The sequence below is a fragment of the Nonomuraea sp. NPDC048892 genome, assembly GCF_040649735.1.
In the GTDB taxonomy this organism is placed as follows: Bacteria; Actinomycetota; Actinomycetes; order Streptosporangiales; family Streptosporangiaceae; genus Nonomuraea; species Nonomuraea maheshkhaliensis.
This window is the reverse complement of the sequence record NZ_JBEZFZ010000012.1, coordinates 1-22,966: the sequence shown is the minus strand read 5'-3', so window position 1 is coordinate 22,966 and position 22,966 is coordinate 1. Positions and strand designations below refer to the sequence as shown.

Genomic DNA, 22,966 nt, shown 5'->3' with positions numbered 1-22,966 from the left:
AATTCTCCGATGGTCTCGCGCGCAGATGGGAATGGGCGCATGAACGTCAAACATGGGCGAGATCCCATCGCCATCGTCGGCGCCGGATGCCGGTTACCCGGTGCGCGAACTCCCGGTGAGCTCTGGCGGATCGTCAGCGAGGGCAGGGACGTGCTCGGCACGATCCCCCAGGACCGGTTCGACGTCGAGCACGACGCCGCCAGGCGGCGCCGCGACGTGCTCAGCGGCGCGGGCGGCTACCTGGACGACGTCGCCGGGTTCGACGCGCGCTTCTTCGGCGTCACGCCGTTCGAGGCGCTCCGGCTCGACCCGCAGCAGCGCGTCCTGCTCGAAGTCATCTGGGAGGCCCTGGACGACGCCGGGATCCCGGCCGAGAGCCTGGCGGGCAGCGACACCGGGGTCTACGCCAGCCTGCAGCCGTCCGGCTACTGGGACCTGCTGCGCCGCTCCGGCATGTACGACATGCACGCGGCGCTCGGCGCGGCCGTCGCCGGGATCTTCCCCGGCCGCGTGTCCACCCTGCTAGACCTGCGCGGGCCCAGCATGGGGCTGGACGCCGCGTGCGCGACCTCCCTGCTCGCGGTGCACGTGGCCTGCAGGGCGCTGTGGTCCGGCGAGGTCGGGCTGGCCATCGTGGGCGGCTCCAACCTGCAGCTCGTGCCCGACCTGTACTTCTCGCTCGGCGACGCCGGGGTGATCTCCGGCTCGGGCAAGTGCAGGTTCGGCGACGTGTCCGGCGACGGGTACGTACGCAGCGAAGGCGTCGTGTCCATGATCCTCAAGCCGCTGTCCCGCGCACTGGCCGACGGCGACCGGCCGTACGCGGTGATCCTGGGCGGCGCCGCCACGCACGACGGCCGCACCGGGCCCTCGCTCGTCGCGCCCGGGTTCGAAGGGCACAAGCAGATGCTGCGTGCCGCCTACCGCGACGCGGGGGTCGCGCCGGCCGACGTCGACTACGTCGAGGCGCACGGGCCGGGCACCCACACCGGCGACAGCACCGAGCTGGCCGCGCTCGACGCGATCATGGGCGAAGGGCGCGAGGACGGCACGCGCTGCCTGGTGGGCTCGGTCAAGTCCAACATCGGGCACACCGAGTTCGCGGCCGGGCTGGCCGGGCTGCTCAAGACGGCCCTGGCGGTGCGGCACCGGACCGTGCCGGCGACGCTGCACGTCGAGGAGCCGCACGCGGTCCTGCTCGACCCCGGCACGGCCATCGAGCTGGCCCTGTGCACGCAGGACTGGCCGGACCGGGCGGCGCCGGCGGTGGCCGGGGTCAGCTCGTTCGGGATGTCGGGCACCAACATCCACCTCGTGCTGTCGGAAGCGCCCCAGACCGCCCCGGCCGAAGCGGCCCGGCCCCGCCCCAGCCGCGTGCTCCCGCTCTCGGCCCGCGACCCGCACGCACTCCGCGACCTGGCCACCGCCTACGCCGACTTCCTCGACCCACCCGCCGACCCGGTCGCCCCCGGCCCGGTCGCCGCTGATCCGCCTGATGTCGCCCAGCCCGGCGAGCCGTCGCGCCGCCGCCGGCCAGATGCGGCCCCGCCCGTCCCCGATCTCGGTGACGTGTGCTTCAGCGCGGGGGCGCGGCGTTCGCATCACGATCACCGGATCGCCGTGACGGGGGAGGACGGGCGGTCGCTGGCGGCGGCCCTGCGCGGGTTCGTGCGCGACGGCGAGAACGTGCGCCGCGTCACCGGAGCGCCCAAGGTGGTCTTCGTCTTCCCCGGACAGGGCGGGCAGTGGGCGGGGATGGGGCGGCGGCTGCTGGCCACCGAGCCCGCCTTCGCCGCGCACCTACACGCATGCTCGCGGGCCGTCGAGGCCGAGCTGGGCTGGTCACCCGCGGACGCGCTGCTCGACGGCGAGCCGCTGACCCGCGTGGACCGGATCCAGCCCGCCCTGTGGGCCGTGCAGGTGGCCCTGGCCGCCGTGTGGCGGGAGTGGGGCGTCGAGCCCGACCTGCTCATCGGCCACAGCATGGGCGAGATCGCGGCCGCGGTCACCGCGGGCGCGCTGAGCGTGGCCGACGGCGCGGCCGTCGTCGCCAGGAGGAGCCGGGTGCTGAGCGGGCTGGACGTCCCCGGCGCCATGTGGGTGGTCGGCCTCGGCGAGGAACGGGCCCGCGCGGCCATCGGCGAGCACGCCGGGCAGGCGTCCGTGGGAGTGGTCAACAGCAGGCACTCCACGGTGCTGTCCGGCGACCCCGCCGCGCTGGAGCGGATCGTCGAGCCGCTGCGGGCCCGCGGCGTGTTCTGCCGCCAGGTGGAGGTGGACTACGCCTCGCACGCCCCCCAGGTGGAGTCCGTACGGGAACGGCTGCTCGGCGAGCTGTCCGGCATCCGTCCAGGGCCGTGCGCGGTCCCCGTGCACTCCAGCGCCTGGGACCGGGTCGTCGGGGGAGAGGAGCTCGACGCCTCCTACTGGTTCCAGAACCTGCGGCTGCCCGTCCGCTTCGCCGACGCCGTCGGGGCCGCGCTCGCCGACGACCGCCCCACGCTGTTCGTCGAGCTGAGCCCGCATCCCGTGCTGGGCTCCGCGCTGGAGGAGGAGATCGAGGCCACGGGCGCCAGGGCCGACGTGGTGACGTCGCTGCACCGGGACGAACCCGAGTGCGCCGCCCTGACCGCGGCGCTCGCCCGCGCGTACGAGCTGGGCTGCCGGCCGCGCTGGGACCGCGTCCAGCCCGGCGCCACCGTGCCGCTGCCCGCCTACCCGTGGCAGCACCGGCGCTTCTGGCCCGACGGTCCCAAAGCGACGGCACGCACCGCCACCGCTACCGGCACCGCTACCGGCACCGGCGCAGGTGTCGGCATCGGCCTCGGCACCAGCGCCGACCTCGGGACCAGCGCCGGCACCGGTACTGGCGCCGGCATCGGCGCGGAGGCCGGTGGTGTCCCGGGGAGTTCCGCCGGTGCCGAGGACGGCGGCGGCAGGGCCGGTGCCGGGGCGAAGCCCGACCTGTCCGTGCTGTCGGAGAGCGAGGTGGCCGGGCGGGTGGCCGAGCTGGCGGCTCAGGTGTTGTCGCTGCCCGGGCACGAGATCGGCGTCGACGTGCCGCTCACCCTGCTCGGCCTCGACTCCGTGCTCGCCACCAGGTTCAAGGAGCGGATGAGGCGCGACCTGGGCGTGGACGTCCCCCTGCGCGACCTGCTGGGCCCGGACACCCTGCTCGACCTCGCCACCCGGCTGCGCGCTTCGGCGAACGCCTGACAGTTAAAACCGCCCGAAAACCATATATCGCGAAAAATGCTGCCCAATATCGAAATACCGCGCTAAGTAGTATTCCGACTACCAGCATTAACTGATTCTTGGGTGGGTTTGTCAGGGGCTGGAGGATACATCACATGGTGACAGCCGTCTTGACAGCCTCAGCCGGCGTCGCGCTCGTGGCAGCCGTCTGGCTGAGCGTGGTGCTGACCGTGTTCACGCCCCGGGGCAGACCCACCCGGCTCGTCCGCGTCACCCTGCGCGGTGTCGCCTCGCCCCTCCTCGCGATCTCCGGACGCTTCCCGCCGGCCACCCGGGAGCCGCTGCTCGACCTGTGCGGGCCACTGGCCGTCTTCGCCGTGGCCGCCATCTGGCTCGGCGTCGCGCACGCCGGCTTCGCCCTGCTGGCCGGCACGCCGCTGCGCGAGGCCGAATGGACCTCCAGGCTGCTGATGCTCGCGGCCATCACCGCCTACCTCGTCCGCTTCATGCACGCCTACGGCCGGCGCGAGCGGCTGGTCGCCAGGCTCGGCGGCAGCGTCTGCAACCCCAGGGACGCCGACAACCTACTCGCCGTCTACCTCAGGACGGGCTCACGCGACCACCTCGACTCCCTGTTCGCCGAATGGACGGGCTGGATGACCGAGGTGGAGAGCTCGCACCTGGCCCATCCCGCGCTCACCTTCCGCCGGCCCGCCGGCGACCTCGACTGGCTCAAGGCCGCCGTCATCGTGCTCGACGTGGCCGCGCTCACCGAGGCCATCGCGCCGAACTGGGCGCCCGCGCACACCCGCGCCCTGCTGGCCACGGGCACCCGCTGCGTGCGCCGGCTGGCCGACGGGCTGTGCATCAGGCTGCCGCCCATCGTGGTCAGCCTCCAGGGACGCGAGGAACGCAACTTCTCCGACACGCTGCGGGTGGCGATGGAGGCGGGCCTGCCCACCGAGCGCGACCCGCAGGAGGCGTGGACGGTCTTCCAGGGCCTGCGCACCGCGTACGCGCCGCACGCGTACGCGATCGAGACCCGCCTGCGCTACGACCGGCTGGACGAGCCCGACGAGGTCGAGGAGCCCGACGAGGCCGACGAGCCGGGTGCGGTGGGCGGCTGAAGCAGCGCCGCCGCCACGATCTCGCCCGGGAGCGCGATGACCCCGCTCAACCGGGCCCCCTCCATGACCCGCGCCTCGTGACCGAGCGCGCTGAAGCCGTCGATGACGGTGGGCCGCCGCAGCGACGACTCCACCCGCCCCATCAGGCCCACGTGGGTGTCGCTCAGCCTGGCGCCGGGGCCGATGATCGCGCCGTCCAGGCAGGCCACCCGCTCCAGGCGGCACCAGGAGTGCAGATCGGCCTCGTCGCCGACGTACGAGTCGCGCAGCACGACCCCAGGACCGATCTCCACGTCCCTGCCGATCCACGCGCCGGGACCGATGTGCACGAGCCCGCCGGCCAGCTTCTCCGCCAGCGTCAGCCCGCTGACCTCGTCGCGCCGCGCCAGCGAGGAGGGGTGGATGACCGGCGCGCGGGGCAGGTCGAGGCTGGGATGGCCCCCGGCCATCGCCTCGGCCATGGTGAGCAGGTAGTCGCGCGGGTTGCCCAGATCGCCCGCCTTCGCGATCGGCACGCACCGGACGAGCTCGCCGTGCGCGACCAGCCACGGCAGCAGGTCGCCGCCCCAGTCGAGGCCGTGACGGGCCAGCGCCGCCAGCTCAGCCGTCGCGCCCAGGCCGCGCAGCCGCGCGCAGTCGATCACGTACAGGCCGGAGTTGATCGGCACCCGGGACAGGTCGGCGAACATCGACGCCACGGTCTCGATCCCCGGCTTCTCCACGAACCGCTCGATCCGGCCCGACTCGTCGGCGATCAGCGTGCCGTAGGTGCCGGCCACCTGCTCCGCCGTCCGGTACACCGTGCCGACCGTGACGACGGCGCCGCTCGCCACGTGCTCGCGCGCCAGCGCCGCTAGGTCCAGCTCGAACAGCGAGTCGGTGGGGAACACCACGGCGTGGCCGCGCAGGTCGTGCTCGTCCAGGATGGCCAGGGTGGCCTGTCCCGAGCCGGTGTTGAGCCGGTCGGAGCGGGGGCGCGAATAGCGTACGGACACGCCGAAACGCTCGCCGTAACCCACCGCCTCCTTGACCTGATAACGATTCTCCCGGCCATTGGCGGCCAGGTGGAAGCTCGTTATCCCCTGGGCCCGAAATGCCATCACGAGCCATTCGATGAGCGGCCGTCCGAGAAAGGAGACGGCCGCCTTGCTCCGAATGTGCCCGGGTCCCTCAAGAGTGAGCGGCCGGGCGCGCACGCCTCGGCCGCCGGCCAGCGCGATACCGACAAGCATGAAATCCCCGCAGAAACGACCGACGCGACCAGTGGCCCCATTCGTACCATTCTCGGTCCGCTCGCGAACCATTTCGGACGGGATTTCGTCAGGTCCGCACGCCCCCGGAACCACCCTGACCGGCGGGCGCCGAATTCACGCACCGGCTGCGTTAAGTCGGGGTGCCGGGAACGCGGGCGAGCTCTTTATCGTGGCCTCCTGATCTGTCCGCGCGAAGGAGGAGAACGTGCGCGCAGCGGTGATCACCCGACTCAACGCACCGTGGGAGTTCCAGGACCTCCCCGATCCGGCCCCTGGCCCCGCCCAGGTCGTCGTACGCATCCACGCGTGCGGGATGTGCTTCAGCGACGTCCTGGTCCACCGCGGCCACTGGCCCGTCCAACTGCCGATCGTGCCGGGGCACGAACCGGTCGGCGAGGTCGTCGCGCTCGGCCCCGGCGTCACCACGCTCAAGGTGGGCGACCGGGTCGGCGTCGCGTGGATGCAGCGCGGCGAAGGACGCTGCGTGCACTGCCAGAGCTGGCATCCCGTCGCCTGCGCGCACACGCAGACCTGGATGGACCTCGGCGGCGGCTACAGCGACCTGATGCTGGCCTGGGAATCCGGGTGCACGCTGCTGCCCGACGGCCTCGACTACGCCGACGCCGCCGTGGCCTTCTGCGCCGGCTTCACCTCCATGAGCGGCCTGCGCAACGCCGACCCCAAGCCGGGCGAGCGCGTCTGCGTGCTCGGCGTCGGCGGGCTCGGGCACATGGCGGTGCAGCTCGCCGCCGCGAACGGCCTGGAGACGGTGGTGCTCACCACCTCGCCCGACAAGGCCGAGTACGCCAAGGAGCTCGGCGCGGCCGAGGGCATCGTGGTGACCGACGACCCCGGCCAGGCGCTCACCGACGCCGGCGGCGCCGACGTCATCCTGGCCACCACCACCTCCGCCGACCTCGTCGCCCGCGTGCTGTCCGGCCTGCGTTACGGCGGACGCCTGGTCACCATGGGCGTCACCGGCCCGCTGCGCATCGACGACATGATGACGCTGCTGTTCAAGCAGTGCTCGATCAAGGGCAGCACGCACAACAACAGGGCCGACCTGGTCGAGGTGCTCAACCTGATGGCGGCGGGCAAGGTCACGCCGCGGGTCGAGCGGTACCCGTTCGGCGAGATCAACGAGGTGCTGAAGCGCGTCGAGGCCGGCCAGGTGCGCTACCGCGCCGTGCTCCAGCACGACTGAGGAGGATCCGCCTATGTCCCAGCCACCGATCGAGCCCCCGATCGTGGTCGCGAACCGGGAACACCTGTGGTGGCTGCTCAACGAGGCCTCCCAGCTGGAACACATGATCCTGTGCCAGTATCTCTTCGCCGAGGCCAGCCTGAAGAGCGGGACGGAGGAGGGGCTCACCGACGAGCAGGCCGAGGCCGTCGCCGGATGGGGCCGGGTGCTGCGCTCCATCGCGGTGGAGGAGATGCTGCACCTGGCGCTGGTCACCAACCTGCTGGCCGCCATCGGCGCCGCCCCCACGCTCGGCCGGCCGAACTTCCCGCAGCGCTCCGGCTACTTCCCCGCCGGCATCCAGCTCGACCTGCTGCCCTTCGGCGAGCAGGCGCTGCGCCACTTCCTCTACCTGGAGCGGCCCGAGGGCATGGAGCTGCAGGACGCCGAGTCGTTCCGGCCGATCCCGCCCACCCGCACCGGCCTCGACCCCGCCGAGCTCATGCCGCGCGGCCAGGAGTACCAGACCATCGGGCACCTGTACCGGGGCCTGGAGCAGGGGCTGCGCGCCCTGTGCGACCGGCTGGGGGAGCGCGCGGTGTTCGTCGGCTCCCCGCACGCCCAGGCCACGCCCGAGCTGTTCCGCTGGCCGCAGCTCGTCGCGGTCACGGACCTGAAGTCCGCGCAGGCCGCGATCGATCTGATCATCGAGCAGGGCGAGGGCGCGCGCGGCGACTGGCGGCAGGCTCACTACGGCCGATTCCTGGCCATCTGGGAGCAGTACGCCGACCTGCGCGCCCGCGACCCGGGCTTCGAGCCCGCCAGGCCCGCGCTGGCCGGCTACCTGCGGCAGCCGTTCGACATCGCCGCGCCCCAGCCGCTGATCACCGACCCCGCGGCCCGGCGGCTCGCCGAGCCGGCGGCGGTGGCCTACGAGCTGGTCCTGCACGCGCTCACCCGCTTCTTCACCCACACCGACGAGAGCGAGGAGCAGCTCGGCCTGCTCATCCGGCTGTCCATCGGCATGATGGCGGACGTCCTGCGGCCCCTGGCCCACGCCATGACCGCGCTGCCCGCCGGGCCCGAGCATCCGGGGCGCACGGCCGGGTTCGCGTACGAGATGTACTACGCGATGAGCAACTTCGTGCCCTGGCGCGAGCCCGCGTGGGCGCTGCTGCACGAGCGCATGCTCATCCTCGTAGAACGCTGCGGCGAGGCCGGGCGCGCAGGCGGCGGCCCGGTGGTCGCCGCGGCGGGCGCGCGGGTGGCCGAACTCGCCGCCGAGGTACGCGCCCACGTACCGCCGGAACTGCTGCCCTCATGAATCGCCGCACCCCGGCCGACTTGCCATTGTACGAGCCATTGTCTTGACGTCGGCCGGGGTCGCGGGAAAAGAATCGAATATACGAGGTCCGATGAACATCAGCGCTGACTTCACGGTCGACGAACTGTCCGGCCGGTGGCGCAGCCCGGAGGCTGCCGAAGTGTTCCCCGGAATATTCGGCATCGACGACTTCTGGCTGCACAGTCCTTTCTGGGCCATTCACTTCAACGCCTACCAGGATCCCGGCTGCGCCGGCCGGCTCTTCGAACTCATCATCATGGGAATGTTCGAGCTGCGCCCGCCCAGCCTGGTCACCCCCGGCGCCCGCGACGCCGATTTCTCCCGCGTCAAAGTCTGCCTGCGCCTTTTCGACCCGGGACTCGTGGCCGCCGCCGACGAGGCGAAATCCGGGGACGGCGACTGGCGCGCCGGCGAGTGGCAGGACGTCTCGCACGGCGGCTGCCCGCCGCTCGACCTGCCGGGCGTGGACGAGTGCCCGCTCGAATACGACCTGCTGGGCCTGGCCCGCTCGCGCGACCGCAGCGCCGACCGGCTCTACTTCGGCCAGCGGCACCACGACGAGCTCGGCTCGATCTGGACCCGCCGCGCCCCCGGCCTGCTCGACTACTACGTCACCCGCGTCGTGGGCACGCCCCCGCCGATCGGGCACGGCGCGGAGTGGGGCCCCGGCGAGTGGTTCCGCGTCACGAGCGCCTACACCATCAGCCCTCAAGGCACCCCCGCCGGCCGGGGCGCGCCGTGACCACCGGCCGTCCAACCGCCCCCGCCCCCGCCCCCGCCCCCGCATCCGCCCGTCGGCGCACGCCGTGACCACCGCCCACCCCCTGGCCTTCGCCGATCGGAGGACCCCGTGACCACCACCCAAGCCGCCGTCGTCGAATCGCCCGGTGCGCCCTTCACCCTTCAGGACGTCGAGCTGGACCCCCCCCGCCCGGGAGAGGTCCTGGTCCGCATGGAGGCGGCCGGCATCTGCCACACCGACCTGACCATAGCCGCGGGCCACATCCCCTTCCCCCTGCCCGGCGTGCTCGGCCACGAGGGCGCCGGCGTCGTCGAGGAGGTCGGGCCCGGCGTGACGAAGGTCGCCCCCGGCGACCACGTCGTGCTCACGTTCACCTCGTGCGGCGCCTGCGCCTCCTGCCGCCTCGGCCACCCGGCCTACTGCACCACCTGGATCCCGCAGAACCTCATCGGCGGCAAACGCGCGGACGGCACCTCCCCGATCAGCAGGAACGGCGTCGCGCTCGGCGGCCGCTTCTTCGGCCAGTCGTCCTTCGCCCGCCACTCCATCGCCGACGAACGCAGCGTCGTCAAGATCGCCGACGACGTGCCGTTCGAGCTGCTCGCCCCGCTGGCCTGCAGCGTCCAGACCGGCACCGGCGCGGTCTGGAACACGCTGCGGCCCGAGCCAGGCACCTCGATCGCCGTGATCGGCGTAGGCGCCGTCGGCCTGGCCGCCGTCATGGGCGCCGCGCTCACCCCCGTCAACGAGATCATCGCCGTCGGCCGCCGAGCCTCCCAGCTGGAGCTGGCCGCCAAGATCGGCGCCACCCGCACGATCGACTCCACCGGCGTGGACCTGGCCGCCGCCCTGCGCGAGGCCACCGGCGGAGCCGGCGTCGACTACGTCGTCGAGGCCGTCGGCAACCCCGACGTGCTGAAGGCCGGCATCGACGCGCTCGCGCCGCGCGGCGCCGTCGCCGTCGTGGGCGCGCCCCCGTACGGGGTGGAGGTCTCCGTGGACGTGCACCGGTTGCTGCCCGGCCGCCGCGTGCTCGGCGTCTGCGAGGGCGACAGCGACCCCGACCGCCTGATCCCGCTCCTCGCCCGCCTGATCCGCGGCGGCCGGCTCCCCGTCCAGCCGCTGATCAAGGAGTACGCCTTCACCGACATCCAGCGGGCGGCCGAGGACTTCAGAGCAGGCAGGAACATCAAGACCATCCTCCGATTCGACACGTGAAGACGTTTGGAGCCCCCCGCATGAACACCTTCGAGCTCGGCGACTTCCAGCTCACCTCGGGCGCCACCCTTCCCGGCGCCAAACTGGCCTACCAGACCTTCGGCGAGCTCAACGCGGCCAAGGACAACGTGGTCGTCTTCCCGACCTTCCTCGGCGCGCCCCCCGAGGTGCTCAACGGGTGGATCGGCGAGAACCGCGCGCTCGACCCCCGTACCTGCTTCATCGTGCTGCCGGGACACTTCGGCCTGCCGCCGTCGTCGGCGCCGAGCAACACCCCCGGCCCCTTCCCCGAGGTCTCCATCGCCGACGACGTCATCGCCCAGCAGCGCCTCCTGGCGGAGGAGTTCGGGGTGCACGAGGTCAAGCTGGTGCTCGGCTGGTCGATCGGCGGCATCCAGGTGTACGAGTGGGCGCTGCGCTTCGGCGACCGCGTCCGCGCCATCGCCCCCATCGCCGGCGCCCCCACCCCGCCCGCCTGGACCAAGCTCTGGCTCAAGACCGTGGTGGAGGAGCCCATCACCTCCGACCCGAACTTCGCCGGCGGCACCTATGCCGACGCGGCCAGCGTGCGCGGCGGCCTGGCCCGAGTCGGGCACGCGTCCGCGCTCACCGCCCCGCCGCGCACGTTCTACTACGACAGCGCCGAGGTCTGGCGCAACCTCGGCTTCGACAGCGTGGACGCGTTCGTGGCCGGCTTCTGGGAGAACTTCTGGCTCCCGCAGGACCCGAACGACGTGGTCGCCCAGGCCCGCAAGGCACGCGCGGCCTGGCCGGGAAAGCCGGGCGAGTCGCTGGAGGACATGCTCGGGCGGGTGCGGCCCGCCACCACGATCGCCGCCTTCACCGGCGACGCCCTCTTCCCGCCCGGCGAGCTCAGCCGGTACGCCGAGGCGATCCCCGGCGCCACGTTCCGCGAGATCGACAGCATCTTCGGCCACCTGGCCACCTTCGGCCTGTCCGAGCAGGACGTGAAGGCCGTCGACGACGTGATCAGGCACGCTCTGGACAGCTAGGAGATCCCGTGTCCGAGGTGGAGTTCGTCCGCTTTCTCAAGACCGCGGGGTCGAGCCCCGAGTTCCTGGCCCGCTACTCGCCCATGGACCTGTCCCGGATGTTGTTCCACGCCCGCAACGAGGGCTTCGACTTCACCGAGGCGGACGCGGACCGGGTCGTGGGCCGGCTGGAGGCGGGCGTGATCATCGAGAAGGACAGGGAGGCGTTCGACGGGGACGCCACCCTGTGGCGGCACATGTGGGGCACCCGGTACCTCGACTACCTGGTCCACCACGTGGCCGCCCGATACACCGGCGAGGAGCTGTCGTGAGCGAGACGAACGTCGTCGACTTCCTGCGCGCCCTGGCGCAGCGGCCGGAACTGTGCGAACGGCTCAAGGACAAGCCCAAGGACGAGGTCATCGCCGCCGCGGCCGGAGCCGGCTACCCGTTCACCGCCCAGGAGTTCAACACGCTCATCTGGGACCTGGAGGAGCGGCTGGCGCGCGAGCGCGGCGAGGAGTTCAACGAGCGCTTCCCGCTCTGGGACCTGCTGTGGGGCCGCCACTACCTCGAATTCCTCGTCTTCGACCTCGTCCCCAGCCTCGACGAGACCGGCCTCCTGGTCGGATTGGAGCCCACGACATGATGCGAGACGCGTTGTACATCGGGCGCGAATGGAACGTCGAGCACGACCGCCGGGCCAAGGTCACCGGCGGCGAGCTCAGGTACGCGGTGCTCGGCGAGGGCGAGCCCGTGCTGTGCATCCACGGCACCAGCATCGCCGACAGCCTCATCACGCCCATGCGGTTCTACCCGCCGCTGCTGAACGACTACCAGCTCATCAGCTACTACCGGGCCGGCTACAACGGCAGCACCCTGGACGGCGACGCCCTCAGCATCGAGGGCGGCGCCGAGCACGTCCGCGAACTGCTCGACCACCTCGGCATCGACAAGGCCCACATCATGGCCTTCTCCTTCGGCGGGGTGATCGCCTTCCAGTTCCTGCTGTCCCACCCCGAGCGGGCGCACAGCGCGATCCTGCTGGAGCCGTACCTGCCGCGCGAGGAGCCCGACGCGATCACCGCCAACGTCGACGCCTTCATGAACGCCATGAAGGTGTACGAGACGGGCGACAAGCTCGGCGCGGCGCAGCTCTACATGGAGGCGGTGTGCGGGCCCAGCTTCCTGCCCGCCGTCGAGATGACCGGCCCGCTCGACGTGTGGGACCGGGTCGAGGAGTGCGTCGACACGACGTTCACCGTGGACTTCCCGGCGATCTCCCAGTGGGGCTTCAAGCCCTCCGAGGCCGACCGGCTGGTCGAGCGGAAGCCGGCCATGCCCGTACTCGCCGTGATGGGCCTGGACAGCGAGTCCGCGATGCCCGGCTTCCGCGCGACGCAGCGCTTCCTCATGGACTGGCTCCCGCAGGCCGAGCGCTGCGGCATCCCGAACGCCACGCACGGGCTGCAGAGCATGAACCCGCTGGCCGTGGGGGAGGCGGCGCACACGTTCCTCAAGCGTCATCCCATGTGACGGCGCTCCGGCACCCGCTCACCGGCCGGACGGACTGGCGGCCGGGCGGGTGGCCACCACCGAGGTGCGGGAGGCACCTGCGGTCACAGGCGCGGTCGCGATCGGAAGGTCGCGGCCGCGCCTCCGCTTGCGCGGGGCCGGGAACGCCGAGGCCCGGGGCGGGAACGCCGAGGCTCGGGGCCGGGAACGTCGAGGCTGTCGCCTGCGGGTGCGGACCGGCGGCGGGGCGATTTGACCTGTAGCGCGCTACAGGTCGCACGATGGGGACATGAGCGAGTTGCTGCTTCCCCAGCTCGACGTCGAGATCCCGCCAGAGGGGCTCTCGATCGGCGAGGTCGCGCGGGTGACCGGCGTCGGCATCGAGGCGTTGCGCTACTACGAGCGCGAGGGCCTCCTGCTCGATCCAGCTCCGCGCGACCCCGGCGGCCGGCGCCGCTACCGCGCGGGCGACCTCGCCTGGATCGCCGGCCTGGTCATGCTGCGCGAGACGGGGATGTCCATCGCCGACATGCGCGTGATCGCCGAGCTGAGCCGGCGCGAGGGGACCGAGGCGGAACGGCTGGCGTTCCTGTCCCGGCACCGGGAGCGCGTGATCGAACGGCTGGAACGTACCAAACGCCATCTCGCCGCCATCGACGCCAAGATCGCCGCCTACCGGGCGGTCACCGAACAGGAGAACCCATGAGAACCACCCCACTCGGCGACGGGCTGACCGTGTCCGCGCTCGGCTTCGGCGCGATGGGCATGAGCGCCTTCTACGGCGGCACCGACGAGCGGGAGTCCATCGCGACCCTGCGGCACGCCGTCGACTCCGGCGTCACCTTCATCGACACGGCGGAGGCGTACGGGCCGTTCGAGAACGAGAAGCTGATCGCCCGCGCCCTCGGCGACCGCCGCGACGAGATCGTCCTGGCCACCAAGGCGTCCGCGGAGACCGACGACGACGGCACCGTGCACGGCCGCAACGGCACCCCCGCCTACATCAGGCGCGCCGCCGACCGGTCGCTGCGCCACCTCGGCACCGACGTCATCGACCTGTACTACCTGCACCGGGTGGACCCGGACGTGCCGATCGAGGAGTCGGTCGGTGCGATGTCCGAGCTGGTGCAGGCCGGCAAGGTCCGCCACATCGGGCTGTCGGAGGCCTCGGCGGCGACCATCAGGCGGGCGCACGCGGTGCACCCCCTCGCCGCCGTGCAGTCGGAGTTCTCCCTCTTCTCGCCGGACGTGCTGCACAACGGCGAGAAGGCGGTCATGGACGAGCTCGGCATCGGCTTCGTCGCCTTCTCCCCGCTCGGGCGCGGCGTGCTCACCGGCGGCCTGCGCAGCCTGGACGAGCTGGCCCCCGACGACGCCCGCAGGGGTTTGCCCCGCTTCCAGCCCGAAGCGTTCGCCGCCAACCGCGCCCTGGTGGACCGGATCGAGGCCCTCGCCGCCGCCAAGGGGATCACCGTCGCCCAGCTCGCCCTGGCCTGGCTGCTGGCTCAGGGGGTCGTGCCGATCCCCGGCACCCGCCGGCGCGAGCGGCTCGACGAGAACGTGGCCGCCCTCGGCGTCGAGCTGACCCCAGGCGACCTCGACCACCTCGCCTCCGCCGCCGCCGACGTGGTGGGCCACCGCGACTTCACCCCGGTCCCCGCGGGCGCCGACCGCTAGACCGCCCGGCGCCGGGAGCCGATCACCAGGTCAGTCGCCCGGTTTGTGGGTGCTCCAGTACTCGTCGGCGGCGGCCTGGATGCCGGTCAGGACCTCCGGGTAGCCGGCCGGGTCGACGACGAAGGCGCTGAAGCCGTCGAGCGCGGCCGTCAGCACCGGGGGCGGCGCGGCCTCGAAGTAGCGGTTGACCAGCCGGTGCTCGCCTCTGCCCGCCGCCCGGCCGATCTCGGCGATGGCCTGGTCGGCGATGGCGACCTTCGGGTTGGCCGAGACGTCGCCCCTGGCCGTGGCCCACTTCTCCTGCGCGGAGGCGCCCACCCACCACTTGAGGTACTTCATGCTGGCCGCCGGGTCGGGCGCCTTGGCCAGCGAGCAGAGCGGGCCGCTCTCGAAGATCATCGAGGTCTTGGGCAGCGCCGGGTTGACGTTCGGGATCACGAAGAAGCCGTAGTCGGTGCCCGCCTTCATGTTGCGCTGGGTCATGCTCGTGTTGAACCAGGTGCCGGACGACACCATCGCCGCCTTGCCGGACTTGAGCAGGTCGGCCGGATCGGTCTTGTCGCCGGGGTTGGTGAACCAGCCGGCGTCGATCATCGACTTCCACCGCCGCATCACCTGGACCACGCCGGGGTCGGTGTACTTGGCCTGGCCGGTTGACAGGCGATCGTACAGGTCGGGGTCGGTGCCGGCGAGGAGCTGCTCGAACCAGACGAAGGAGAACAGCACGCTGGTGTGGTAGAACGCCTTGACGCCGTTCTTCTTCAGCGTCTCGGCGGTGGCGACCAGGTCGTCCCAGGTCTGCGGGGGCTTGAGCCCGTACTTGTCGAAGACCTTCTTGTTGTAGAACATCCCCCAGTACGCCGCGTTCAGCGGCACGCAGTACTGCTTGCCGCCGACGGTGTAGTAATCGGCGAGGCCGGCCGGCAGGTCCCCGCTCCTGATCGCCTCCTGCCACAACGACGTGGTCTCCGCCACCTGCTTCTGCGCGACGATCTCCGCCAGCCGCCCTCCGGTGGTCCAGGTGAACAGGTCGGGCTTGACGTCGGTGCGGAAGGAGGCCTTGATGAACGCCTGGTACGTGGGCTCGTCGGTGTAGCCGACCGGCTTCATGGACAGGCCGATCTGCTGCTTGGACAGCGCGCCCATCTCGTCGAAGTATTTGCTCCACGCGCCCTTGTCGTTGTAGAGGCTCAGCTCCGTCCTGGCGGCCTGCGGTGTGCCGCCGCCGGAGGAGCAGCCGGCAAGGAGGAGGGAGACGAGGGCGGCGGCAAGCAAGGGACGCGACCGGCTCATGCCCGGCCTCCTGTTCGCTCACAACGTGCTCACGGTGGGGGTGAAACGGGCCCGTGGCGAGTCATCTAATCACTTGATATCTTGGCTGTCCATAGCCGCGGGGACCACCGCCCGCCGCGCCGCCTCCCGGTAGTCGCGCGGCGCCATCCCGTATCTCCGCTGGAAGAGCCGCCCGAAATACGACTGGCCGGAGAAGCCGCAGCGCTGGGCGATCCGCCCGATGCCCTCCGTCGTCGTGGTCAGCAGCAGGGCCGCGTGCTCCAGCCTGCGCCCGGCCACGAACGCGACCGGAGTGCAGCCGTAGTGGCGGCGCATCGAGCGGGCCAGATGGCCCGCGCTGACCGCGGTCAGCGCCAGCAGCCGGGGCAGCCCCTCGCGCAGGTTCTCCTCGCGGCTCATCGCCACGCAGGCCGATACCAGCCAGCCGGGCCGCCGGTCCACGGCCGTGCCGTCCGCCCGCTCCAGCACCGGGACCACCGCCGTCCAGAGTGTGACCAGGTCGAGCACGCGCGGCGTGCCGGTGTAGGCGCCCAGCATCCGGGCGAACTCCGCGGCGACCGGCCCGTCCAGGTCCGTCCGCGCGACCAGCGGCAGGCCGCGCCGGTCCCACTCCGCCGTGCCCGCCAGCCCGGCCAGGTCGGCGAAGGCGCGCCAGCGCTCGCTGGGGAAGGCGATGTTGACGAAGCGCATGCCCGCGGCCGTGGCGGTGAACTCGTGCCGGTCTTGGGGGCGTACCAGGGCGAGATCGCCCGCGCGCAGCGGCATCTCCGTCTCGCCCACCCGCTGCGCGCCCGCCCCCGCCGTGACGAGCACCAGCTCGTGGAAGTCGGCGTGCGTGTGCGGCTCGGGCCGGTCGCGGCGGCCTCCGGTCACCGGTACGAGGGCCGCGTGGTACGGCAGTCCCGCGGCGAACTCGGCCCAGCGCAGGATCGTCGACATGCCAGGAAATTAATAGTTATGGAGCGCCGAGTACTAGTAACGCGGGCCGCGGAGACCGAAGAATCCGGATGGACGCCCTGCCCACGGCCTCCAGAGGAGCACATGGTGATCACGGAAGTCGACCGGACCCTCCAGGACTACGACCGCGACGGCTACACGATCTTCCGCGACGTACTCGACCGGGATCTCGTCGCCGAGGCGAGCGAGCACGTCTCCTGGCTGCAGGCCAGGCACCCCGACAGGCACGGCGAGGACCTGGGCACCGAACTCGTCGCCGGCGACCCCTTCTGGGTGCGCCTCGTCAGCGACCCGCGGCTGCTCGACCTGGCCGAGCTCTTCGTCGGCCCCGACATCGCGCTGTTCGCCTCGCACTACATCAGCAAACCGCCGCTGTCCGGCAAACCCGTCCTGTGGCACCAGGACGGCGCGTACTGGCCGCTGGAGCCGATGCGCGTGGTCACGCTCTGGCTGGCGGTGGACGAGGCGACGACCGAGAACGGCTGCCTGCGCGTGATCCCCGGCTCGCACCGGCAGGACCTGCACGAGCTGCGCCCGCGCGACGACGTCGACAACGTGCTCGGCTCGGAGAGCGCGGTGACGGTGGACGAGTCGAAGGCGGTGGACCTGGTGCTGGCGCCCGGCGACGTGGAGGTGCACCACCCCAACATCCTGCACGCCTCCAACGCCAACACCTCGCCCAGGCGCCGCTGCGGCCTGACCATCCGCTACATCCCGACCTCGACCAGGATCACCAGCGAGGAGCAGCCGTTCGTCTCCGCCCTGCTGCTGCGCGGCGACCCGGGCGTGAACGTCTACCAGCCCTTCCCCGCGTACGTGCCGGGCGTCCACATGCCCTTCGCCGGAGCCGGAGCCCGCTGACGTGCGCGGTTGAAATGTCCGGAGTTCGTCCAGAGTTCGCTGGATGTACTCCGGACAAAGATCCCTTGCCGTCTCGCGGAGCCGGCGGTCAGCGTGGTGAACGAGCCCCGTAGCCGAGGTCGCCGCCCGACGGGAGCGGCAGGCGAAGCCGGTCCGGGGCCCGGATCGCCACGTCACCGAGACAGGAAGATGATCATGAGGTACTCGAAGCTCGTTCCCGCGCTGGCCGGAGCCGGCGCCGCCCTCGCGATGCTGACCGTGTCCACCCCGGCGAACGCCGCCGCCCCGTCCTCGTCCGCCGCGACGGCCGAGGCGGGGACGCTCAGTGTGCACCGCAAGTCCGCCTCGTGCACCTCGCCCAAGGGAAACAAGATCAACGTCTCCTGGGGCGACGGCAACGTCTCCACCACCGTGTACTTCAACAACCACTGCAACCAGAAGCGGTGGATCGAGCTGAAGTTCGTCAAGGAGAACCACAACTTCTTCTGGAAGTGCGTCGGGGTCAACGCGAAGACCAGCGGCAAGAAGAAGGTCGGCTACTCCATGCCGGACAAGGTCGTCCTGACCAAGAAGAAGACCAACTGCTGACCCCCGGGACCGCGGGCGCCCGCCCAGGGGACGGGCGCCCGCACACCCCTGCCGGACGTCAGGCCACATGCGCTCCCAGCCCGGTCAGGCCCGGTGCCACGTCCGGTCGCAGCACGAAGTCGTCGTCGTAGTCCCCGCCGTTCTGCCTCCGGTACGCGATCGGCCGGGTCGCCGGAATCGCCAGCAGGCGCTCGCCCAGCTCCTTGGCCGCCGCCTCGCCCTCCTCGGGCGTGAACCTGTCGGCGCCCGTGATCAGCATCGGGGGCAGCACCTCCGCGCCCGCGTAGAACAGGGTGCCGTGCTGCAACGGGAAGAGCAGCTCGCCGACGGCTCCGTGGATGCCCCGCTCGCCGTAGAACCACGCCGGCCCGCCCATGGTCACCACCGCCAGCGCACGCTTGCCCGCGAGGAACCCGTCCCCGTAGCCGATCCACTCGCCGTTCGGGCCGCGCGACCCGTACGCGTAGCCCTGGTGCCAGACCCGGTCGAACCAGCCCTTGAGGATGGCGGGCATGCCGAACCACCACATCGGGAACTGGATGACGATGGTGTCCGCCCGGTCGATCTTCTCCTGCTCGGCCCGGATGTCGACGCCCAGCGCGCCGCTCTCGTACGCCTGCTTCGCGGCGGCGGCGACCTGGAACCGCTCCGCCGGGTGGTGGGCGTAGCCGGCGGGGTCGACGACGGGGTTCCAGCCCATCGCGTACAGGTCCGACACCTCGACCCGGTGACCTTCGGCACGGAGCGTGCGCTGCCCCTCCGTGGCCAGAAAGCCGTTGAGCGAGCGCGGTTCGGGGTGGGCGAGAATCCAGAGAACGTTCATGACGTCAAGGCTGCTCCGTGCGGCACCGCCCCGACGACTGGCCTGATGGACAACATGTGCGAAGATCGGGCCATGGCTGTTTTCACCGGTGACGCGCGTCACCGAGTGGCGGTCCTGGCCCGTGAGCGGGTTCTGTCCTTCGAGCTCAGCATCGTGCACCGGATCTTCGGCCAGGCGCGCTCGGCCGCCGGCGCCGCGCTCTACGAGGTCGTGACCTGCGCACCCGAGCCAGGGGACGTCCGCACCGACGCCGACTTCACCCTCGCCGTCGCGCACGGCCCCGAGGCGCTGGCCGAGGCTGAAACCGTCATCGTCCCGGCTTCGGCGGACGACTTCGAGCCCCGGAACGAGCCGCTCGACCCCTCGCTCGCCGCCGCGCTGGCGCGGATCCGGCCCGGCACGCGGATCGCCTCGATCTGCTCGGGATCGTTCGTGCTGGCCGCGGCCGGCCTGCTCGCCGGGCGGCGGGCGACCGCGCACTGGCGCTCGTCCGCCCGGTTCCGCGAGCGATTCCCGGACGTCGCCTTCGACCTGGACGTCCTCTACACCGACGACGACGGCGTCCTCACCTCCGCCGGCGGGGCCTCGGGCATCGACCTGTGCCTGCACATGGTCCGCAGCGACCACGGCGCGGCGGTCGCCAACGACGTGGCGCGCGGCTCCGTCGTCCCGCCACACCGCGAGGGCGGCCAGGCCCAATACGTGAAGCGGCCGATGCCGGACCCGAGGACCTCCTCGACCGGCAAGGCCCGCCGGTGGGCGCTGGAGAACCTGCACCGGCCCGTCACGCTCCAGGAACTGGCGGCCCAGGAATCGACCAGCACGCGGACGTTCACCCGGCGCTTCCGTGACGAGATCGGCACCTCGCCGGGGCGGTGGCTCACCCAGCAGCGCATCGAGCGGGCCCGCACCCTCCTGGAACGCACCGACCTGCCCATCGACGAGATCGCCGTCACCGCGGGCTTCGGCACCGCCGGCTCGATGCGCCTGCATCTGAAAGACGAACTGGGGGTCTCACCCAGCGCCTACCGCGCCACGTTCCGCGGCCCCTGACCCGGCGAACCGGCGCGGAGCCCGAGCTGGGCGGCACCGCGTCCGCGGGAAGATCTGCTAACGGTGAATCCGTCCCGCTGCCGGACGGGCACCGGGGCGGTGGTGCAGGCTGTACCTTACGGCTCCGGTGGCCGGTATCGAGCACCGCACAGGTGATCGGCGAGCTGGGAGTAGGGACATGAAGGCACGGATCATCGTCGCGATCGGGTTACTCCTCGCCGCGACCGGCGTCCTGTGGACGCTCCAAGGGCTGGGCATCGTCGGCGGCAGCGCGATGAGCGGCGTCACCACCTGGGCCGTCGTCGGCCCGGTGGTGCTCGTCGTCGCGCTGGTCATCACCTACATCGGGTTCCGGCGCCTCCGGGGGAGATAGGCCCCCGAAGGCCGGGGACCGCCGGGAATGCCTGAGATCCGCCCAGCCGCCCGCACCTCGAAGTACATCCCCGGCGCAGGCGCCCGCGGATTGCTGGGCGGTGCGGGGTGTCGGGAAATCACCTGATTCCGACACCCCGGAGAGCGCACCTCACATGTCCCCGGCAGAGAATCTGTCAGCGAATCGGCGCGGTCTCGGTGCGTCCGTGACGGGCCCGGTGCTTTTTGCGCACCTCGGCCGAGGATGGCGGCTGGTGGAGCCGCCCTTACCGACATGCCGACACGGCTCCGATGATCGAGCTACCTCTGGACGGTGCCGTATGGTCCCGAGGCAGGGTCAATTGCGGTCACGGCTGTCTTAGCATCCAGCTCCCAGCCTTTCGCGTAGGCCGCGGCGAACTCTTCCCTACCCAGCGCGGCCTGACCCCGGCGGGTGAGCTCGCGGACCTGCGGATCGGTGTGGTCGTGCGCGCCCCGCAGCCGGGCGGCGGCCCCGAGCAGCACGGCAGACTAGTGCTGTCGCCCGCGTGTCTGGGCGAGCGCGGCCGCGTACGCCTCCCGCAGCGCCTTTTCCGTGCCGGGCACGTCGCCCTGGGCCAGGCAGAGCGCGGCCCGTGCGTTGCCGACCAGCGTCCGGGCGTGATCGGCGGGGAAGGCCTCCCGGCTGGAACCCCCCGCTGGGGACACAAGGTCAGCGGCGTACGCACGCTCAGCGGCGGCCGTCACGAGGTGACCTTCGCCGACGGCTCCACGGTCGAGACGAGCCTGCTGGTCGGTGCGGACGGTACCTGGTCCCGGGTCCGTCGGCTGCTGTCCGACACCACCCCCGAGTACACCGGTGAGTCGTACGTCGAGACGTACCTGTACGACGCGGAGACCCGCCACCCATTGGCCGCGAGGGCGGTCGGCGACGGCTCGATGTTCGCGCCCGCGCCCGGCAACGCCATCGTCGCTCACCGCGAGAGCGGCAACACCCTGCATGCGTACGTGTCTCTCACCAGGCCGCTGGAGTGGTTCGACGCCATCGACTTCTCCGATCACGCCGCAGCCGCGGCCCGGGTCGTGCAGGAGTTCGACGGCTGGGCGCCGGAGCTCACCGCGCTGATCACGGACGCCGACAGCGGGCCGATCCTGCGCCCGCTCTATACGCTGCCGGTCGGGCACCGGTGGGACCATGTGCCGGGTGTGACCCTGGTCGGCGACGCCGCGCACCTGGTGCCTCCGAACGGCGAGGGCGCTAACCTGGCCATGTTCGACGGCGCGGAGCTGGGCAAGGCCATCGCCGCGCACCCCGAGGACATCGACGCCGCACTCGCCGAGTACGAGCAGGCCATGTTCCCGCGCACGAGCGAAACTCCCCAGGGCGACGAACTCGTTGAGAGCCTCTTCGGTGACAACCCGCCAGAAAGTCTGCTCGCTCTGCTCGCCGAAGAGGGACTGACCACCTAGCTGACCCGGAGCGCAGGTTCTCCAGGCATGCAGGGCCCGCTCTTCAGGCCCTGCAGCTGGCGCCTTCGGGCCGCCGGCGCGGCGAGGATGGCCAGGAACCCCAGGTACTGGCCGGCGACCACCCGCGCCGCCGCGCTCCGGCGGCCGGCGCCCTGGGCGAAGAACAGGGCCAGGATGAGCAGATCGTCCACGTTGGTGACCGCGAACAGGCCCGCCGCCTGCCCGACGACTCCCAGGTTCACTCCTGACCTCGCTCGCCCGCCGCCGGTCCGGGATTTCGCCGCATCGGGACACCATGCCACACCCCGATGCGACAGGCGCCGTCAGGGCTCCGGCGGCCAGTACGGGGCCGAACGTTCGGCGGCGGCCCCGATGGCCGAGCCGTCCAGAGAGGTGAAGCCCAGCTCGACCCCGCCGGCCGGCCACTCCACGGCGAGCTCGAAGTGCTCTTTGGGCGGCAGCGGCCACAACCACAGCCCGACCGGGGTGACGGAGGCGGCGTTCTCGTCGCCGCTGCGCATCGACATGCCGCCGGGCAGCCAGAACAGGCAGGGCCCCGGCGGCGCCTCCTGCGTGAACCGGCTCCGCTCGAAACGTTGCCCGACGGTGGTGGCCTTGGTGCCGTCGGCGAAGCGCACGCCGAAGCGCAGCAGAGCCTCCGGGAGCGGCCGTCCGGACGTCAACCCGGGCACCATGATCGGGAGGAGGGACATCTGGAGGGCCTGATAGCCGTCGGCCGACAGCGTGTGCCGCCGCGTGGCGATCTCCACGTTCAGCAGGCAACCGGTGGAGAACGCCGTGATCCCCGACAGGGTGATGACGGCGTTGGGGGAGCGGGCCAGCACCACGCCGAGCAGCATCACACTGCCGGCCTGGTCGGCGGGCGGGGCGTACCAGACGGGTAAGCCGGGCCTCGACGCGGGGGAGTCGTCTTCCCGCGCGGGTGGCGGTTCGAAGAACATGCCTCCACCGTACGGAGCGGGACACGAGAACGCGCGCAAGATCGGACCATGGCCGAACGCAAGTCTTGCGGCCGTTTGCGCTCATCCGACGTCATCCCTTGCGCCCAGTCAGGACCGGCCGAAAGGACGGCCGCCTGCGCCTACCTGGAACAAGACGTCGATCACTTGCTCGGGGCCAGTTATTTCCTTGCGCAATCTCGTCGAAATATTGCGGCTATCTGCTCGACATCTTATGGTTCGGCCATCCGCCTGACCCGAAGGGCCATCCCCATGAGAGCACTGCTTGCCGCCCTTGCGTTACTCGCCGGAGTCCTCATCTCCCCACCACCCGCCGCACTAGCGGCGGCCGACACCAACCTGG

Annotated in this window: 23 protein-coding genes; 17 read left to right on the top strand and 6 right to left on the bottom strand. The window is 71.7% G+C overall.

Annotation, left to right across the window (positions count from 1 at the left end):
• Positions 1-39: 39 nt before the first annotated feature.
• Positions 40-3,216: an acyltransferase domain-containing protein gene (locus AB0C28_RS32960; RefSeq protein ID WP_358079916.1), complete on the top strand. Its 3,177-nt coding sequence runs from the start codon at positions 40-42 to the stop codon at positions 3,214-3,216.
• 134 nt (positions 3,217-3,350) lie between these two features.
• Complete coding sequence (locus AB0C28_RS32955) at positions 3,351-4,322, top strand: hypothetical protein (protein ID WP_358079915.1); 972 nt, start codon at positions 3,351-3,353, stop codon at positions 4,320-4,322.
• On the opposite strand, the gene AB0C28_RS32950 is transcribed toward AB0C28_RS32955, so the two are convergent.
• Positions 4,247-5,554 (bottom strand): NDP-sugar synthase, encoded by a 1,308-nt coding sequence (locus tag AB0C28_RS32950; protein ID WP_357853573.1) that lies wholly within the window; start codon positions 5,552-5,554, stop codon positions 4,247-4,249. The genes AB0C28_RS32955 and AB0C28_RS32950 overlap by 76 nt on opposite strands.
• A 226-nt stretch (positions 5,555-5,780) precedes the next feature.
• Between AB0C28_RS32950 and AB0C28_RS32945 the strand changes: the two genes are divergently transcribed.
• The 10 genes from AB0C28_RS32945 to AB0C28_RS32900 all read left to right on the top strand — a co-directional run bounded on the left by AB0C28_RS32945 (position 5,781) and on the right by AB0C28_RS32900 (position 14,247).
• Positions 5,781-6,779, top strand: coding sequence for an alcohol dehydrogenase catalytic domain-containing protein (locus AB0C28_RS32945; RefSeq protein WP_357853570.1), 999 nt, complete (start codon positions 5,781-5,783; stop codon positions 6,777-6,779).
• Between the two features lie 13 nt (positions 6,780-6,792).
• Entirely contained in the window at positions 6,793-8,082 is a 1,290-nt protein-coding gene (locus AB0C28_RS32940; protein WP_357853567.1) for a ferritin-like protein, read from the top strand.
• A 91-nt stretch (positions 8,083-8,173) separates the two neighbouring features.
• On the top strand, positions 8,174-8,845 hold the full coding sequence (locus AB0C28_RS32935; RefSeq protein WP_358079914.1) for a hypothetical protein: 672 nt from the start codon (positions 8,174-8,176) through the stop codon (positions 8,843-8,845).
• A 108-nt stretch (positions 8,846-8,953) separates the two neighbouring features.
• On the top strand, positions 8,954-10,063 hold the full coding sequence (locus tag AB0C28_RS32930) for an NAD(P)-dependent alcohol dehydrogenase (protein ID WP_358079913.1): 1,110 nt from the start codon (positions 8,954-8,956) through the stop codon (positions 10,061-10,063).
• A 20-nt stretch (positions 10,064-10,083) separates the two neighbouring features.
• Positions 10,084-11,076 (top strand): alpha/beta fold hydrolase, encoded by a 993-nt coding sequence (locus AB0C28_RS32925; RefSeq protein ID WP_358079912.1) that lies wholly within the window; start codon positions 10,084-10,086, stop codon positions 11,074-11,076.
• An 8-nt stretch (positions 11,077-11,084) separates the two neighbouring features.
• On the top strand, positions 11,085-11,387 hold the full coding sequence (locus AB0C28_RS32920) for a hypothetical protein (RefSeq protein ID WP_346113923.1): 303 nt from the start codon (positions 11,085-11,087) through the stop codon (positions 11,385-11,387).
• Complete coding sequence (locus tag AB0C28_RS32915) at positions 11,384-11,704, top strand: Nif11-like leader peptide family natural product precursor (RefSeq protein WP_357853557.1); 321 nt, start codon at positions 11,384-11,386, stop codon at positions 11,702-11,704. The genes AB0C28_RS32920 and AB0C28_RS32915 overlap by 4 nt, the downstream gene beginning before the upstream one ends.
• Positions 11,701-12,591 carry an alpha/beta hydrolase gene (locus tag AB0C28_RS32910; protein WP_357853554.1) on the top strand — a complete coding sequence of 297 codons (891 nt, stop codon included), beginning with the start codon at positions 11,701-11,703 and terminating at the stop codon, positions 12,589-12,591. The genes AB0C28_RS32915 and AB0C28_RS32910 overlap by 4 nt, the downstream gene beginning before the upstream one ends.
• 268 nt (positions 12,592-12,859) lie before the next feature.
• Positions 12,860-13,276, top strand: a complete 417-nt coding sequence (locus AB0C28_RS32905; protein WP_358079911.1) for a MerR family transcriptional regulator — start codon at positions 12,860-12,862, stop codon at positions 13,274-13,276.
• Positions 13,273-14,247, top strand: a complete 975-nt coding sequence (locus tag AB0C28_RS32900) for an aldo/keto reductase (protein WP_358079910.1) — start codon at positions 13,273-13,275, stop codon at positions 14,245-14,247. Before AB0C28_RS32905 ends, AB0C28_RS32900 begins: the two co-directional genes overlap by 4 nt.
• A 30-nt stretch (positions 14,248-14,277) precedes the next feature.
• Here AB0C28_RS32900 and AB0C28_RS32895 read toward each other — a convergent pair whose 3' ends face one another.
• Both AB0C28_RS32895 and AB0C28_RS32890 read right to left on the bottom strand, forming a co-directional pair.
• A complete protein-coding gene (locus AB0C28_RS32895) occupies positions 14,278-15,540 on the bottom strand; it encodes an extracellular solute-binding protein (protein ID WP_357853545.1) in 1,263 nt (420 codons plus the stop codon).
• Positions 15,541-15,609: 69 nt separating this feature from the next.
• On the bottom strand, positions 15,610-16,479 hold the full coding sequence (locus AB0C28_RS32890; RefSeq protein WP_357853542.1) for an AraC family transcriptional regulator: 870 nt from the start codon (positions 16,477-16,479) through the stop codon (positions 15,610-15,612).
• Positions 16,480-16,581: 102 nt separating this feature from the next.
• Between AB0C28_RS32890 and AB0C28_RS32885 the strand changes: the two genes are divergently transcribed.
• Together AB0C28_RS32885 and AB0C28_RS32880 are read left to right on the top strand one after the other, a co-directional pair.
• A complete protein-coding gene (locus AB0C28_RS32885; protein WP_357853539.1) occupies positions 16,582-17,358 on the top strand; it encodes a phytanoyl-CoA dioxygenase family protein in 777 nt (258 codons plus the stop codon).
• 195 nt (positions 17,359-17,553) lie between these two features.
• Entirely contained in the window at positions 17,554-17,946 is a 393-nt protein-coding gene (locus AB0C28_RS32880) for a hypothetical protein (protein ID WP_357853537.1), read from the top strand.
• Between the two features lie 58 nt (positions 17,947-18,004).
• On the opposite strand, the gene AB0C28_RS32875 is transcribed toward AB0C28_RS32880, so the two are convergent.
• Positions 18,005-18,769 (bottom strand): NAD(P)H-dependent oxidoreductase, encoded by a 765-nt coding sequence (locus tag AB0C28_RS32875; protein ID WP_357853534.1) that lies wholly within the window; start codon positions 18,767-18,769, stop codon positions 18,005-18,007.
• A gap of 72 nt (positions 18,770-18,841) precedes the next feature.
• On the opposite strand from AB0C28_RS32875, the gene AB0C28_RS32870 reads away from it, so the two are divergent.
• The 3 genes from AB0C28_RS32870 (at position 18,842) to AB0C28_RS32860 (ending at position 21,643) form a co-directional block, all read left to right on the top strand.
• On the top strand, positions 18,842-19,822 hold the full coding sequence (locus AB0C28_RS32870; protein WP_357853531.1) for a helix-turn-helix domain-containing protein: 981 nt from the start codon (positions 18,842-18,844) through the stop codon (positions 19,820-19,822).
• 178 nt (positions 19,823-20,000) lie between these two features.
• A complete protein-coding gene (locus AB0C28_RS32865) occupies positions 20,001-20,195 on the top strand; it encodes a hypothetical protein (protein ID WP_357853528.1) in 195 nt (64 codons plus the stop codon).
• A gap of 464 nt (positions 20,196-20,659) precedes the next feature.
• Positions 20,660-21,643, top strand: coding sequence for an NAD(P)/FAD-dependent oxidoreductase (locus AB0C28_RS32860; protein WP_358079909.1), 984 nt, complete (start codon positions 20,660-20,662; stop codon positions 21,641-21,643).
• Here AB0C28_RS32860 and AB0C28_RS32855 read toward each other — a convergent pair.
• Together AB0C28_RS32855 and AB0C28_RS32850 are read right to left on the bottom strand one after the other, a co-directional pair.
• The gene (locus AB0C28_RS32855; protein ID WP_358079908.1) at positions 21,640-21,885 is read right to left on the bottom strand and encodes a hypothetical protein; all 246 of its coding nucleotides are present in this window, start codon (positions 21,883-21,885) and stop codon (positions 21,640-21,642) included. The genes AB0C28_RS32860 and AB0C28_RS32855 overlap by 4 nt on opposite strands.
• Before the next feature lie 81 nt (positions 21,886-21,966).
• Positions 21,967-22,605, bottom strand: coding sequence for a hypothetical protein (locus tag AB0C28_RS32850; protein ID WP_358079907.1), 639 nt, complete (start codon positions 22,603-22,605; stop codon positions 21,967-21,969).
• Positions 22,606-22,966 lie beyond the last annotated feature (361 nt).